Origin of the sequence: Embleya sp. NPDC020630 (assembly GCF_044334985.1) — a bacterium.
GTDB lineage: Bacteria > Actinomycetota > Actinomycetes > Streptomycetales > Streptomycetaceae > Embleya.
In genome coordinates this window covers 1-14,009 of the sequence record NZ_JBIRUB010000051.1, presented here as the reverse complement: position 1 = coordinate 14,009, position 14,009 = coordinate 1, and the positions used below count along the sequence as shown (strand labels likewise).

13 protein-coding genes and 3 pseudogenes are annotated in these 14,009 nt (G+C 71.8%); 11 read left to right on the top strand and 5 right to left on the bottom strand.

The window, feature by feature from the left end:
* From ACH4XV_RS48205 to ACH4XV_RS48195, 3 genes and pseudogenes are all read left to right on the top strand, one after another.
* Positions 1 to 186: pseudogene (locus tag ACH4XV_RS48205) on the top strand (hypothetical protein); the annotation flags it as partial.
* A 388-nt stretch (positions 187 to 574) separates the two neighbouring features.
* Positions 575 to 814, top strand: a pseudogene (locus ACH4XV_RS48200) (SAM-dependent methyltransferase); the annotation flags it as partial.
* Between the two features lie 238 nt (positions 815 to 1,052).
* Positions 1,053 to 1,565 carry a hypothetical protein gene (locus tag ACH4XV_RS48195; RefSeq protein ID WP_395800953.1) on the top strand — a complete coding sequence of 171 codons (513 nt, stop codon included), beginning with the start codon at positions 1,053 to 1,055 and terminating at the stop codon, positions 1,563 to 1,565.
* A 158-nt stretch (positions 1,566 to 1,723) separates the two neighbouring features.
* Here ACH4XV_RS48195 and ACH4XV_RS48190 read toward each other — a convergent pair whose 3' ends face one another.
* Together ACH4XV_RS48190 and ACH4XV_RS48185 are read right to left on the bottom strand one after the other, a co-directional pair.
* On the bottom strand, positions 1,724 to 2,884 hold the full coding sequence (locus ACH4XV_RS48190; protein WP_395800952.1) for a methyltransferase domain-containing protein: 1,161 nt from the start codon (positions 2,882 to 2,884) through the stop codon (positions 1,724 to 1,726).
* Positions 2,885 to 3,517: an AMP-binding protein gene (locus ACH4XV_RS48185; RefSeq protein WP_395800950.1), complete on the bottom strand. Its 633-nt coding sequence runs from the start codon at positions 3,515 to 3,517 to the stop codon at positions 2,885 to 2,887.
* Between the two features lie 40 nt (positions 3,518 to 3,557).
* Between ACH4XV_RS48185 and ACH4XV_RS48180 the strand changes: the two genes are divergently transcribed.
* Entirely contained in the window at positions 3,558 to 5,798 is a 2,241-nt protein-coding gene (locus ACH4XV_RS48180) for a condensation domain-containing protein (RefSeq protein ID WP_395800948.1), read from the top strand.
* On the opposite strand, the gene ACH4XV_RS48175 is transcribed toward ACH4XV_RS48180, so the two are convergent.
* Positions 5,775 to 6,971, bottom strand: coding sequence for a sensor histidine kinase (locus tag ACH4XV_RS48175; RefSeq protein WP_395800946.1), 1,197 nt, complete (start codon positions 6,969 to 6,971; stop codon positions 5,775 to 5,777). The genes ACH4XV_RS48180 and ACH4XV_RS48175 overlap by 24 nt on opposite strands.
* Before the next feature lie 29 nt (positions 6,972 to 7,000).
* Positions 7,001 to 7,657 carry a response regulator transcription factor gene (locus ACH4XV_RS48170; RefSeq protein WP_395800944.1) on the bottom strand — a complete coding sequence of 219 codons (657 nt, stop codon included), beginning with the start codon at positions 7,655 to 7,657 and terminating at the stop codon, positions 7,001 to 7,003.
* Between the two features lie 163 nt (positions 7,658 to 7,820).
* Here ACH4XV_RS48170 and ACH4XV_RS48165 point away from each other — a divergent pair, with 163 nt between their 5' ends.
* From ACH4XV_RS48165 to ACH4XV_RS48145, 5 genes are all read left to right on the top strand, one after another.
* Complete coding sequence (locus ACH4XV_RS48165; protein ID WP_395800942.1) at positions 7,821 to 8,363, top strand: hypothetical protein; 543 nt, start codon at positions 7,821 to 7,823, stop codon at positions 8,361 to 8,363.
* Positions 8,360 to 9,508, top strand: coding sequence for a peptidoglycan-binding protein (locus ACH4XV_RS48160; RefSeq protein ID WP_395800940.1), 1,149 nt, complete (start codon positions 8,360 to 8,362; stop codon positions 9,506 to 9,508). The genes ACH4XV_RS48165 and ACH4XV_RS48160 overlap by 4 nt, the downstream gene beginning before the upstream one ends.
* A complete protein-coding gene (locus ACH4XV_RS48155; protein ID WP_395800938.1) occupies positions 9,505 to 10,233 on the top strand; it encodes an ABC transporter ATP-binding protein in 729 nt (242 codons plus the stop codon). Before ACH4XV_RS48160 ends, ACH4XV_RS48155 begins: the two co-directional genes overlap by 4 nt.
* Positions 10,230 to 11,426 carry an ABC transporter permease gene (locus ACH4XV_RS48150; RefSeq protein WP_395800936.1) on the top strand — a complete coding sequence of 399 codons (1,197 nt, stop codon included), beginning with the start codon at positions 10,230 to 10,232 and terminating at the stop codon, positions 11,424 to 11,426. Before ACH4XV_RS48155 ends, ACH4XV_RS48150 begins: the two co-directional genes overlap by 4 nt.
* A 521-nt stretch (positions 11,427 to 11,947) precedes the next feature.
* The gene (locus ACH4XV_RS48145; RefSeq protein ID WP_395800934.1) at positions 11,948 to 12,457 is read left to right on the top strand and encodes a hypothetical protein; all 510 of its coding nucleotides are present in this window, start codon (positions 11,948 to 11,950) and stop codon (positions 12,455 to 12,457) included.
* An 83-nt stretch (positions 12,458 to 12,540) separates the two neighbouring features.
* Here ACH4XV_RS48145 and ACH4XV_RS48140 read toward each other — a convergent pair whose 3' ends face one another.
* Positions 12,541 to 13,065, bottom strand: a complete 525-nt coding sequence (locus ACH4XV_RS48140) for a hypothetical protein (RefSeq protein WP_395800932.1) — start codon at positions 13,063 to 13,065, stop codon at positions 12,541 to 12,543.
* Between the two features lie 50 nt (positions 13,066 to 13,115).
* Here ACH4XV_RS48140 and ACH4XV_RS48135 point away from each other — a divergent pair, with 50 nt between their 5' ends.
* Positions 13,116 to 13,598, top strand: coding sequence for a hypothetical protein (locus ACH4XV_RS48135; RefSeq protein ID WP_395800930.1), 483 nt, complete (start codon positions 13,116 to 13,118; stop codon positions 13,596 to 13,598).
* Positions 13,583 to 14,009 (top strand): annotated as a pseudogene (locus ACH4XV_RS48130) (hypothetical protein); the annotation flags it as partial. The gene ACH4XV_RS48135 and the pseudogene ACH4XV_RS48130, both read left to right, overlap by 16 nt.

Sequence of the window (14,009 nt, the reverse complement as noted above, 5' to 3'; positions counted from 1 at the left end):
CGGACGATCGCGGCCCGCGCCGGCTTCAGCGACGCCCGGGCCCTGCGCCGCGCCGTCCACCGCTGGTACGGCACCACACCGGGCCGGCTGCGCCGCCATCAAGAACCGCGATCCGACTCGGAACGCGAAGACGCACCCCCGGAACGCCCACCCACCAACGCACCCGAGCCCGTCCCGCACGCGTGATCCAAGCCGAACCCACACCGCCGCAGCCCGGCCACCGCACGGTACGCCTTCGTCGTCAACGGTCGGCGCGGTCGCGCACGCCCCTGACCTCGCCGCCGCTCCCGACCACACGCGAAGCCGGGGTCGGCGGCGACCGCTCCGCCATCGCCGGGCGGCGCAGGCAGCGGCGGACACCGACGACGGCGCGATGTCCCTGCTCGACCGGGCTTCCCGGAAGGCCTTGCGGCTGAGCCGGCTGATCTGCGACGGCCCCGGGATGTGCCCCGCAGGGATGGCCGCGAAGCTCGCACGCACGCCCAGACGGGCGCGGGGACAAGCCGTCGCCGGTCACGGGCAGCTCCACCGGCGGTGGCCGTCTGCGCAGCCGCCAGGCAGGGACGGGGGGAACATCGGGGTGCGCGCCGGGGTGGGCTTCGGCTCGGCGCACTCGGTCGGCGGCACCGACAACTACCCCGCCGACCGCCGCGCGTGCTCGAAACTCCTGCGCGTCGCCCCCGACATCCGCGCCTTCGCGCTCAACAACCGGGCTTTCCTGCGGCGCGCGGTGCGCGTCCTGGCGCGCGAGCACGGGATCCGGCAGTTCCTCGACCACGGCTCCGGGCTGCCTACCCGCGACACCGTCCACCGGGGCCTGCTTCGACGCCGTGGAGGCGATGCTCGCCCTCGACGACGAATAAGTCACGTTCGCCGTCGACCGGACGATCCTCGAACCGCTCCTGGACTCAGGGGAATTCATTGCTCTGGGCCTGCGCCACTGCCTCCCACGGACACGCCAACTCGCCCTGACCGGCTTCCGGGCCCTGGGAGTCGCGCTGGAGCCCGCGTGGCTGATCCCCGCGCGTGTCGCGTCGGCCCCCACCGCGGACGTGAACACCGAACACCCCGCACCGCTGTGCCACATCGAACCGGAGCCCGACGCCACGAACGCGCCGCCGAACATCCACACCGGCACGGGCACTGGTCCATACGGGCGCGTGATCATGCCCGGGACGGTGGGCCCCAATCGACGTGACGGCGGGGAAGCGCCGTTCGTCTACCTGTCCACCCTCAGCGGAGCGGGACACCGTGCCCACCGGACCATGCCCCTGCTCGCCGAGGCACTCGGCCTGGATCCCCGTCCCAACTCGACGACCGAACACCCCGGAGCCGGAGCCCGCGTAACCCTGGCGTCGGATCAACGGCTGGAAACGGGAGACAGCGCCACGCACTTCGAAGCCACCGTCGACCCCGGGTTCGTGCGGGTCGCGACGGCGGTCGCCCATGTGGTCCTCATCGTGTCCTATCTGCCCCTGCCTCCAGGCGTCGATTTGAAGGCGCACATCGACCACAGCCTCGACTGGGGCCGCTTCTCGATGGGCCGCATCCCGCTGGTCGTGTGACCGGGCGCGCAGGTGAGGGCCGCGATGGCGGTGCTGTGGTCGCTTCCGGATCCTGAGGCTGCCTGTGGGCCCCGTGACCCGAGACCGAGTGCCGGGGGCGCCGGCCATAGCGCGGTCGCCGTGTTCGGGCCCGGCGCGTTGGGTGGCCCCCGCCTGTCTCAACCTGCGGTAGCGGCCGGAGCGGGGAGCCGGTAGCGGCGGCCGGTGTCGGGGTCGCCTTCCCATACGTACTGTTCGTGTTCGGTGATCGTGATGCCGTGGTCCCAGCGGCTGATGCGTCCGTGTGCGGTCCACGCGTCCCAGGCGGCTTCGAATGCGTCGAACAGGCGTCGGGGCCCGCCCTGTTCGGCGCGGGCGCCGCCGTCGGGCAGGGTGGTGACGACGGCCCAGGAGGAGGCCCCGTCGTGAATCCAGGCGTTGACGCCGTCTTCGTCGGTGTCGGTGCTGTTGACGACGTCGGGCAACGCCAGGCGCAGTGCCCACAGCAGGTTCGCGTCGGTGCGCAGGGGAGTGATGTCGCGGTCGACGCCCCGCTTGTCGTCGGGGGCGCGGCCGGCGCGGACCTGCGTGTAGGAGCGGACGGTGGCGGCGGGCACCGGGGTGTCGCGTGCGTTCATGAACTGGGCGAGGCCGTGCATCCAGCCGCGGGCACTGCGGTGGTCGTCGGCGACGGTGACCGCGAAGTGTCCTATCCGGCCGAGGGGGAAGACGAGGTCGCCGCCGGGGGAGGTCTGTTCGATCCACGCCCAGGGGACGTGGTCGACGGCGTAGGTGGCGATCACCCGGTCGTGCGGGGCGGCTTCGGGCCGGCCGAGATTGCCGTCACCTACGGCGACGTCGACGCGCACCCCGGCACGCCGCAGCCTCCCGGCCGCCGTGTCGGCGAGTTCCGCCGACGCCTCCACGCTGGTCACCCGCCCGGCGGCGCCGACGCGGTGGGCCGGCAGCGCCGCATTCCAGCCGGTCCCGGTGCCCAGCTCAAGGACGCGGTGTCCCGGTTGGACGTCGAGGGAGTCGAGCATGGTCGCCACGACGGCAGGGGCCGACAGGGACGACGAGGGGATGCCGTCGGTGATCTCGGTGACGGCCGCGTTGTCGGGTCCGGCGTAGACGAGTTCGGCCCATCGTCCCGGGTTCGTGCCGCGGTCGACGGGTACGTACGCGCTCCCGTCCCAGTCCCACAGGCGCTCGGGCGCGAACGCGTGGCGGGGCAGCGCGTCGAACGCGTTGCGCACCCACGGGGCGTCCTCGGGCCACGCCCCGCGCGCCCGCATCGCCTCGTCCAGGGCGTGGCGGCGTTCCTCCAGGACGTCGGTCATCTACTTCGGGTCCTTCTTGTGGCGCCCGTCCGGGGTCGGCTCCGGCGTGGGCTGCCCGTCCTTGTTGCCCGGCGGAGGGTTGCCCTTGATCTCGCCCAGGCGGCCCTCGGGCAGCACTTCGAGCGAGCCCGGATCCACCACGCGGGTCTCGCATGCCTCGGTGGGGGGCCCGCAACTGATCACCTCGCGCGTGGCCCCCTCCCGCGTCGCGGGCACGAACGTGCCCCGGGCGAGCGCGCCCAGGTCCACGCGCGTGCTCAGCGGTGTCCGGCCGCGCCTCCCGGACACGTACAACGTGGCCTCGGCCAGGCCGTAGCCGGGCAGCAGGGACTGCGGCCGGAAGCCGGCCGGGGCGAATCGCTGCGCGAACGCGGCCAACACGCGCGGGTCGATCGGCTCCGAGCCGCACACCGCCACATCCCAGCGTGACAGGTCCAAACCGGCCACGTCCGCCTCGCCGATCTTGCGCAGGCACAGCTCGAAGGCGAAGTTGGGCGCGAACGAGACATTGACGCCGTAGGCATCGATCAGCCGCAACCAGCGCAACGGGCGTCGCACGAAGGCGCTCGGCTGCATCTGCACGGCGCTGCCGCCGGCCAGCAGACCCCACAGCAACTGGGCGTCGAGTCCCATGTCGTGGTAGAGCGGCAGCCATCCGCGGTTCCTCGGCCAGTTGGACGGCCCCGATCCGACCTACAACATCCCGGTGGTCGCCCGCCTGACGGGCGACCCGGACCGTACGGCCCTGCGCGCGGCGCTGCGTGACGTGATTGCCCGGCACGAGGTGCTGCGCACCGTTTTCACCGTCGTGGACGGCGAGCCGTACCAGGAGATTCTGGGCTCCGACGAGGTCGCATGGCAGCCGACCTTCGTCGACGTCGCGGCGAACGACGTGGCGGCCGAGGTGGCCCGAATGGCGACGTGCACCTTCGACCTGACGACCGAGCCGCCGATCCGGGTGTGGCTGCTGTCCGTGAACGCCCGCGAACACGTCCTGGTGGTGGTGCTCCACCACATCGCGGGAGACGGCTGGTCCTGGGGACCCCTGGGCCGGGACATCGCGCTGGCCTACGCGGACCGACGCGCGGGACGGGCGCCCGAGTGGGCGGCGCCGTTGCCGGCCCAGTACGCCGATTACGCGCTGTGGCAGCGGGAGTTGCTCGGCACGGCCGACAATCCGGACAGTGTGCTTGCGCGACAGGTGGGTTTCTGGCGCGAGGCACTGGCGGGCGTCCCGGAGGAGCTCGAACTGCCGGTCGACCGCCCGCGTCCGGCGGTGGCGAGCCGCGCCGGCCACAGCGTCCCAGTCGAGGTTTCGAGCGAACTACACGGCCGATTGGTCGAGTTGGCGCGGTTGGGTGCCGGGACGGACATCCCGATCGGGTCGGCCGTGGCGGGGAGGACGGACGAAGGGCTGGACGAGTTGGTCGGGTGTTTCGTCAACACGCTCGTGGTGCGCACCGACCTGTCCGGCGATCCGGCCTTCCGGGACGTGCTGGGCCGCGTTCGCGAGACGGGCCTGGCGGCGTTCGGGAATCAGGATGTGCCGTTCGAGCGGTTGGTGGAGGAGTTGGCGCCGGCGCGGTCGTTGGCGCGCCATCCGCTGTTCCAGGTGATGTTGACTCTGCAGAACACCGGCCGGGCGGCGCTGGATTTGCCGGGGCTTGGGGTCGGTACGTCGGGCGCCGCGGCGGGCTTGTCCGTCGCGCAACCGGCGAGATTCGACCTGGATCTGGCGCTGACCGAAGTCTTCGACGAGCAGGGCTGTCCCGCCGGGCTTCGCGGCGTGGTCGTGGCGTCGGCCGATCTGTTCGACCCGGATACGGTCGAAACCATCGCCGCCCGTTGGGTACGGGTGCTGGGAACGCTGGTTGCGAATGCGGGTGTTCGACTCGACGCCGTGGACGTGCTGGACGACGACGAGCGCTCGCGGGTGTTGGTCACCTGGAACGACACGGCGATGGTGGTGCCGGAGGTGCCGGTCGCGGAGCTGTTCGCGGCTCGGGTGGCGGAGGCGCCGGCAGCGATTGCGGTGGTGTCCGGGGATTCGGAGCTTTCGTACGGCGAGTTGGGTGGTCGAGTTCACCGTTTGGCGCGGCGGCTGATCGGGCTCGGGGTCGGCCCCGAGGCGGTGCTCGCGGTGGTGTTGGGTCGCGACTCGGGCTTGATGACGGCGTTGTTGGGTGTCTCGGCTGCCGGTGCTGCGTATCTGGCCATCGATCCGACGCAACCGGTCGAGCGGATCGCCTACATGCTCGACGACGCGACGCCGGTCCTGGTGGTCACGGACAGCGTGAACGCGTCGCACATCCCGGCCGCGTGGTGCGGAGAAAGGGGTGCGGTCCTGGTTCTCGACGAGCCTGTGGTGGTCACTGCGCTGGAGAGCGAGCCGTCGTCCCCCGTCGGAGACGCCGACCGTTTGGTGCCGCTGTCGGGTTCGCACCCGGCCTATGTGGTCTACACGTCGGGTTCGACCGGGCAGCCCAAGGGGGTGGTCGTTTCGCAGGCCGGATTCGCGAACACCGTGGCCGCGGGACGGGGCCGGTTCCGACCCGAAGAGAACTTCCGGATCGCGCAGTTCACCTCGATCGGTTTCGATGTGTTCTGTTTGGAATGGGCGTTGGCGCTGGTGTCGGGGGCGGCTTTGGTGGTTGTTCCCGACGAGCGGCGATTGGGCGACGAGTTGGCCCGGTTCCTCGTCGAGCAGGCGATCACGCATCGAGTGTCCGGCGCGAAGGCGATCCCCAGACGACGAAGCTTGCCGTTCGCCTTGGGCGCCGGATACGCGTCACGGTCCGTGGTAGGTGTCGTTGCGGCCGATCGGGAGGGTTTCCGACAGGTCCCCGGTGACGGCCCTCTTCCCTCGGAGCGAGGCGGACCACGGAGCCGGTCACGACCGGACCGGCCCGTGTGAGGAGGGCAGTCGCACGCGTACGGTCAGTCCACCGCCGGTGCGGGCGGTGGCGGTGATCTCGCCGCGGTGGGTGGCGGTGATGGCCTCGACCACGGCGAGTCCGAGGCCGAATCCGGTGCCGCGTTCGCGGCCCTGGTGGAACGGCGCGAACAGGGCCGGGATCTCTTCCGGGTTCAGGACCGGCCCGGTGTTGGCGACCTCCAGGAAGGCGGTGTCGCCCACCGAGCCGGTGGTCACCGTCACCGTGCCGTCGCGGTGGTTGTGACGTACCGCGTTGGCCAGCAGGTTGAGCGCGACCTGCCGCAGCAGCGCGGGGTCACCCTCGACCGGCGCGGCCATCGTGGCGAGGGTGACCCGGACGTCGGCCGCGCGGGCCTCGTCGGCGAGATCCCGGACCGCGGCCCCGGCGGCGTCCGCCAGATCGACCGGACGCAGGTTGAGCGTGCCGCTCTCGCCGCGGGCCAGGGTCAGCAGTGCGGCGATCAGGCGTTCGGTGCGGGCGTTGGCGTCCAGCGCGCGTTGTACGGCGGGGCGTAGATCGGGCGGGACGCGGCCCTGGGCGAGCGGGATCTCCAATGCGGTGCGTTGGATGGTCAAGGGAGTGCGCAGTTCGTGTGAGGCGTGCGCGGTGAAGCGTCGTTGAGCGGTGAAGCTTCGGTCGAGGCGGTCGAGCATGGCGTCGAAGGTGTCGCCGAGTTCGCGGATCTCGTCGTACGGGCCGTCCAGGGCCAGTCGTTCGTCCATGCTGCGGTCGGCGCTGATCCGGCGGGCGGTTGCGGTCACCTGGTGGAGGCGGGCCAGCGAGCGGCGGCTCGCCCACCAGGCGAGCAGTGCGGCGAGCGCGGTGAACGCGGCGAGCAGCAACGCGGAGCGGGTCAGCAGGTCGCCGAGGATGGTGTCCCGAAAGTCTCCGAAGCCTTGCGCGGGCGTGGTCAAAACCTGCTCGGTGCCGTCCGGCGGCGGCGTTCGGCCCAGGACCGGTGCCGGCGTCGCGGGGGAGAGCGATCTGGCCGGTGTGACGAGGCTGCGGTTGGCTTGGATGAACTGGCGCGCGCTGAGCCAGTTCAGCGCGAGCATCCCGCAGCCCAGGACCGCGAACACCGTCATGGTGACCAGGGTCAGCCGGCCGCGCAGCGGCAGCCGGTCGGAGGCGAGGCGGGACGGGAGACGCAACGGGTGACGGGAGGCGCGTCCGGGCCGGCTCACAGCCGGTATCCGTAGCCCGCGTCGTGCGCGATCAGCGGTGGTTCGCCGAGCTTGCGGCGCAGCGCGTGTACCGTCACGCGGACCGCGGTGGTCGCGGGGTCGACGGCGGTGTCCCACAGCCGGTCGCGGAGTTCCTCGGTGGACACCGGCGCGCCGTCGGCGAGCAACAGCAGTTCCAGGACGCCCAGTTCCTTGGGGGTGAGGTTCAGTGGGCGACCGTCGCGTTCGGCGGCGCGGCGTGCGGTGTCCAGGCTGACGCCGCGCCTGCCGATCACGACCGCGGCGCGGTTCCCGGAGGAGCGGCGTCCGAGGGCGCGCAGGCGGGCGACGAGTTCGAGGTAGGAGAACGGCTTGGCCATGTAGTCGTCGGCGCCGTGCCCGAGGCCCTCGACGACGTCGGAGAGGCTGTCGGCGGCGGTGAGCATCAGGATTCTGGCCGGATATCCGGTGGAGCCCAGTGCCCGGCACACCGCGTCGCCGCCGAGCGCGGGCAGATCCCGGTCCAGGATCACCACGTCGTAGTCGGCGGCGGCGGTGCGTTGGAGCGCTTCGAGGCCGTCGTGGGCCACGTCGCAGACCATGCCCTCGCCGCGCAGCCCATCGGCGAGCATGGCCGCCAGCTCCCGCTCGTCCTCCACGATCAACACCCACATGTGTCCCGCTCCGCTCACTCCACCGCCGCTGTGCCACACGGGCCCGAGGGCCAAGCCTGCCCGGCGTGGTGTTAGCAGCCGGTTAGGCGCGCGGTCACGGCCGGTTAACCGCGGCCTCCGTAGAACTGTGCACGTCACCCCACGTTCACAAGGGAGATCGAGAATGCGTACCTCCACCCTGCGCCGCAGGTCGATACGAGTCGGGCTGGTCGCCGCCGCGGCGGGCACGATCCTGACCGTGGCCGGCTGTTCCTCCGACGACTCGGCCCCCAAGGTCGCCGGGGACGAGGGGGCCGGCCGGGCCGAGCCGCAGGACGACAACGCGGTCCGCAAGGCGTGGGTGGACTGCATGCACAAGCAGGGCCAGGCCGGCGTCACGCAGGACAAGGACGGCAACATCGCCTTCCCCGCCGCGAAGACCGACACCGGCCTGGAACCCGGCTTCGAGACCGCGACCAAGCTGTGTGACGAGAAGGTCCCCGGCATCAAACAGGCAAAGCAGGCCGACAACAGCAAGTTCGTCGAGATGTCCCGCAAGTGGGTCGAGTGCGCCCGCAAGAACGGCTACACCGACATGCCCGACCCCGACCCCAAGACCGCCATCGTCACCGTCCCGCGCGCCGTGTTCGACCCCACCAAGTGGGACGCGGCCTCGCGCGCGTGCGACGCGCGGTTCCCGATGGCCGGCTACTCGATCGGCGAATGACCGTGACCCACTCCGCCGAAACCCCCACCCCCACCCCGGTCGGCGACGACAGCGGACCCGGCCGCACGCGCAGGCGCGGCAGGGTCGTCGTCCCGCTGCTGGTGGTCGCCGTGCTGGCCGGCGGCGGCGTTGCCGCGGTGGCCCGCCCCTGGGAGCACGACAGCGCAACGACAAAGCAGACCGCCGTCCGCCACGACCTCGTCCCGGTGGAACACGGATCGTTGTCCACCAGCATCCAACTCACCGGCTCGCTCGCGTTCGACGCGCCCACCCCCATCGTGGCGTCCGGCAAGGGCACCATCACCGCACTGCCCGCCGTCGGCGCGATCGTCAAGACCGGCGGCAGGCTGTACGAGGTCGACGGCCAACCGGTGGTGCTGATGACCGGCGACCGCCCGATGTGGCGCGACCTGGGCCCCGACGTCCCCAACGGCCCCGACGTCGAGCAACTCAAGAAGAACCTGATCAAACTCGGCCACGCCAAGGGCCTGGACCTGTCCGCCGACCAAAAGTTCACCACCGCCACCGTCACCGCCGTCAAACGCTGGCAGAAGTCGCAGGGCGTCAAGGAGACCGGCACCGTCCCCCTGGGCAGCATCGTCATGCTGGCCCAGGAGTCCGTGCGCGTACAGCAACTCGGCGCCAAGCTCGGCTCGGCCGTGGGCAGCGACTCCATTATGACCGTCACCCGCACCGACCTCGTCGTCACCGCCCAACCCGCGGAAAACCAGGTCTCCCGCTTCAAGCCCGACGGAAAGGTCCGCGTCAAGCTCTCCGACGGCACCGCCGTCGAGGGCCGCATCCGCTCCCTGGCCCGAGGCCCCGCCGGCGACGACAAGTCCGGCGGCTCCGCGGACGGCCCGAACACCAAGACCACCGTCACGATCGTGCTGGACAGCCAGGACAAGACCCAACAGGCCGGGCCGTCCCCGGTCACCGTCAACGTCGTCGGCGACACCGCCGACAACGCGCTCATCGTCCCGGTCACCGCGCTCCTGGCACTGGACGGCGGCGGCTACGGCATCCGCGTCGCCGACGGCCACACCACCCGACTCGTCAAGGTCAGACTCGGCCTGATCGCCGACGCCAAGGCCCAGATCACCGGCGACGTGCAACCCGGGGCACAGGTGGCGATCCCCACATGACACCCACCCCACCCGAAACCCCCGCCCCCGTCCTGGAACTGTCCGGCATCGTCAAGGAATACCCCGGCTCACCCCCGCTGCGCATCCTGCACGGCCTGAACCTGACCATCGACGCCGGCGAACTCCTCGCCGTCGTCGGCCCCTCCGGCTCCGGCAAATCCACCCTGCTCGCACTGCTGGGCTCGCTCGACCGACCCACCGCCGGAACGCTGCGCTTCGAAGGCCGCGACGTGTCGAACCTGTCCGACGCCGAACTCGCCGCACTACGCGCCCACCGCATCGGCTTCGTCTTCCAACAGTTCTTCCTCCTCGCCGGACTCAGCACCGTCGAGAACGTCGCCACCGGACTCCTCTACAGCGGCGCGGGATTCTCCGAACGACGCGCGCGGGCCGCCGACGCACTGCGCTCCGTCGGACTCGGCCACCGCCTCGACCACCACCCCGACCAACTCTCCGGCGGCGAGAAACAACGCGTCGCGATCGCCCGCGCACTCGTCGGCCGCCCCGCACTGCTGCTCGCCGACGAACCCACCGGCGCACTCGACAGCGTCTCCGGCACCGCCGTCGTAGACCTCCTCCGCACCCTCAACGCCGACGGCACCACCGTCGTCGTGATCACCCACGACCGCGAACTCGCCGCCTCCTTCCCCCGCCGGATCGGCATCCACGACGGCCGCATCGACTTCGACGAACGCACCCCCCAGCCCACCGGAGCCGGCCTGTGAACAGCACACCACGCCGCCGCACCCGACTACGCCCCACCGACCTGCTGCGCCTGGGCATGATCGGCCCGCGCACCCGCAAGATGCGCTCCGCGCTGTCGGCGCTCGGCATCGCGCTGGGTATCGCGGCCGTCGTCGCGGTCACCGGCATCTCCAACTCCAACCAACAACACCTGCTGGAACGACTGGACCAACTCGGCTCCAACCTGATCACCGTCGCCCCCGGCAAAGGCTCCGACCAGAAACCGGTACCGTTGCCGCCCACCGCCGAGAAGATGCTCGCGGCCATCGGCCCGGTACAACAGGTCACCGCCACCGGCGCCACCAAGGCGAACATCTACCGCAACGACCTGGTGCCCGAGCAACAGACCGGCAGCATCACGGTGCTGGCCGCCCGCCTGAACCTGCTCGACGTGCTGCGCGCCACCCTCACCAGCGGGCACTGGCTCGACGCCGCGAGCGAGAACCTCCCGATCACCGTCCTCGGCGACCAGGCCGCACAACGCCTCGGCGTGACCGGTCCTGGTGAGCGGGTGTGGCTGGGCGGCCAGTGGTACAAGGTCGCCGGCATCCTCGCCCCCAACGAACTCGCTCCCGAACTGAGCACCAGCGCACTCGTCGGCCGGCCACAGGCGGTCGCCCACCTCGGCGCGGACGGCACCGCCGCCACCGTCTACCTGCGGTCGTACTCCGAACGCGTCCCGCAGGTACAGTCCGTGGCCGCGGCCACCGCCAACCCCGCCAGCCCGAACACGGTCGCGGTCAGCCGACCCTCCGACCTCCTCGCGGCCCGCGCCGAAACGGAGAACACCCTCACCGGGCTCGTCCTCGCCCTCGCCGGCGTGGCACTGCTCGTGGGCGGCGTCGGCATCGCCAACACCATGGTCGTGGGCGTGATGGAACGCCGCGGCGAGATCGGCCTGCGCCGCGCCCTCGGCGCCCGCGGCGGCCAGATCGCCATGCAGTTCCTCCTGGAAGCCGTACTGATGGGCTTCCTCGGCGGGATGGGCGGACTGCTCCTCGGCAGCCTGGCCGTCTACGGGTACGCGCTCGCCCAGGACTGGGCCGCGGCCATCCCCCTTTACACGCTTGTCGTGGGCCCCGCGGTGTCGGTCGTCGTCGCCGCGATCGCCGGGATCTACCCCGCACTGCGCGCCGCGAAAGCCTCCCCCACCGACGCACTGCGCTCGGCCTGACCAAGACCGGCCGCCCCGGTCGGCGCCCCGGCCACGAGCCGACGCGCCGCCCGGGGCGGCCTTTCCCGACGCGGCGCAGGGGGCGAGCCGGCGGGGTCGGTACGCGAGTCTCCACCGAACCCGGATCGGTCCAGGGCGAGGTGCAGGCGCGTCCGATGTGGGGCAGGGCCGTAGCCTGCCCGGCCGCAGCGAGTCCGGTGACGATCAACGCCGTTCGGGTGGTGCTTTGTTGGTGGAGGCCGAGGATCGTCAGAGCGCGTACGCCGGCGGCGAGCGTGTCTATGGGCGGGGCGCGGATGGTGACAAGTGCGCAGCGGCGGCGGAGTTCCGCCCGGGTGCGTCGTCGACGTCTTTCGGTCGATTCCCGGGATCTGCCTGGCTGATTGCCCTCGCTGCTGCATGGGGCATCCGCTTGGATACCTTCGGTTGCGGAAGGGTCGAGGGTCGCCCCGGCGTGCACGGGGTACGGGGCGCCGTGGGAGTCGGTTGCGACTTCGTGTCGGGAAGTGTGGAGGACACCGATGGGAACCGGGTATGTGGTGGAGCCGGACCGGTCCTCGTACTCCGGCCCCGTACGCATCGTCCCGGGGTCCGCTCCGGGCCCTTTGTCGATGCTGCCCTCCGGGCCCGACGTGCGGCTCGAACGCGGCGGAGCCGCCGGCCACCCCGCTGTGGTCGTGCGGAACACGGGGACCGATCCCGTCGGCGGGCTGACCATCACGGTGAAGTTGCCGACCGACACGGACCTGGTGTGGGGCCCGACGGGAAACCCGCCCCGGCCGGACCACCGGTTGACCGTCCTGCCCGCCGACCCCACACGGCCCCCGATCGTCCACTCGGGCCGCCTGTCGGACGACGGACGCAGCCTCACCTTCACCGAGATCGACGCCCTTCACCCGGGCAGCGAATCACAGGTCACGATGTACGTCGCCGTCGGTGCCGGCGCCGGCGCCCCGCTCGCGTACACCTCCCTCACGTTCTTCGCAGAGAGCCACACCTCCGCCTCGTCGAACCCGATCCAGGTCACCTAGCCACCCGGCGAAAGTCCGGGAAGGGAGCCCGGCGACCCGGCCGCGCACCCCGCCGCCCGACTCCGGTGTGTGACCTGCGCCTTTCACTCCTCTCGGCGTGCCCGGTCGCGGTTGAGGCGGGCCATGAGTTCGCGGTTGGCGGTGCGGGCGGCGGCGAGGTCGTCGTCGCGTTCCCGGAACTCGGGTTCCAGGTCGACCTTCCGCTGCTCGAGCGTGGTGATCCGGGCCTTGAGCCGTTCGGTGTCCTCGGGGCCGCCGATGCCGGATTCGCGCCGGACCCGCTCGCCCGGAACCTCGCCGAGCCGCGCTTCGAGGCGGCGGACCCGGGCGGCGAGGCGGGCGCCGCGGGCGTCGGCGGCGGGCAGGTCGGCCGCGGGGGCGGTCCAGCCGGAACCATGCGGGGGCCTCCTCCAGGAACGCGGCGGCGTCGGTCCAGGCCGGGGGGACGTGGACCTCGCGCAGGATGTCGACCAGGCGGGGGAATCGCCCCTCGCGCCGCGCCGCGGCCAGGCACGAGGACAGGCGGCGCTGCATGGGCGCCGTGTTCGCTGCCCGCAGACGGGCTTCTGCTGGTGGAGGCGGCGGATTCGGCGGTGGTGGCGAACCACACCAGCACCCAGGACCAGGGCGGCGTCCGGCGCAAGGACGACCCGAAGTAGTGCGCCCCGCCCGGATGGGCGTCGTCGCGGCCGAGGACGATGTCAAGGCCGACGTGGTGGTGAGCGGGCTCGACCGCGACGCGTTCGTGCGCCTGGACCCGGGCCGGCCGCGCGAGGACGCGACCGCCACCGGCCGGTTCACCGCCGGCACCTGGAGCACCGTGATCGACGACGGCCAGCGGGCCGCGACCGTGGGTCCCGGCCGCGCGGTGTACTGGCGCAAGCCCACCCGCCCCGAGACCCCCGCCGACCCGGACGAACGCCGGCGCGCGGACGAGAACACCACCGCGCTGCTGCGCGCCCACCCGCCGGGGTGCGTCAACGACCCGACCGTGGTCGAGGCGTCAGAGCACAAACCCACCCAGCTCGCCTCTGCGGCCCGCCATGGGCTGCGCGTGCCCGACACGTTGTTCACTGCGATCCCGAGGCGGCCCGCGCGTTCGCGGCCGAAGATTACGACAGAGCAGTGGTCAAGGCGCTGACCCAGCGGCACACCACGTTCGTCCCCGCCACCCGCGTCCGCCCGTCGGACGACCTGTCGGGCCTCGCCGGCACCGTCCACTACCTCCAGGCCCTGGTCGAGGACCGACTGTTCGACGCGCGGGCGTTCACCTGCTCGGACGAAAGGCTCCGACACGGCCGGACGCGCGAGCGTGCGACCGTCACCCGGCTCACGGCCACGATGGTGAACCGGAACGACGAGCTTGCGCGCCTGCGTGTCGATGTCCCGGTCCTGGTCCGCGTTGTCAACCAACTCAGCCTCGAGAAGCATCAGTTGCGCGCCGTGTGGCGTCACGTTCAGGCGGCACATTCAGTCGGAGAGGAACCCGGCCTCCAGCAACCGGTGGGCCAGTGCGCTGCTGCGTGCCGCGACGAACGAGAGAGGCTTGTTG

Excerpts from the sequence above, each read along its gene's own strand:
- ACH4XV_RS48190 (WP_395800952.1), bottom strand. The coding sequence starts at position 2,884 with ATGACCGACGTCCTGGAGGAACGCCGCCACGCCCTGGACGAGGCGATG.
- ACH4XV_RS48185 (WP_395800950.1), bottom strand. The coding sequence starts at position 3,517 with ATGGGACTCGACGCCCAGTTGCTGTGGGGTCTGCTGGCCGGCGGCAGC.
- ACH4XV_RS48170 (WP_395800944.1), bottom strand. The coding sequence starts at position 7,657 with ATGTGGGTGTTGATCGTGGAGGACGAGCGGGAGCTGGCGGCCATGCTC.
- ACH4XV_RS48165 (WP_395800942.1), top strand. The coding sequence starts at position 7,821 with ATGCGTACCTCCACCCTGCGCCGCAGGTCGATACGAGTCGGGCTGGTC.
- ACH4XV_RS48160 (WP_395800940.1), top strand. The coding sequence starts at position 8,360 with ATGACCGTGACCCACTCCGCCGAAACCCCCACCCCCACCCCGGTCGGC.
- ACH4XV_RS48155 (WP_395800938.1), top strand. The coding sequence starts at position 9,505 with ATGACACCCACCCCACCCGAAACCCCCGCCCCCGTCCTGGAACTGTCC.
- ACH4XV_RS48145 (WP_395800934.1), top strand. The coding sequence starts at position 11,948 with ATGGGAACCGGGTATGTGGTGGAGCCGGACCGGTCCTCGTACTCCGGC.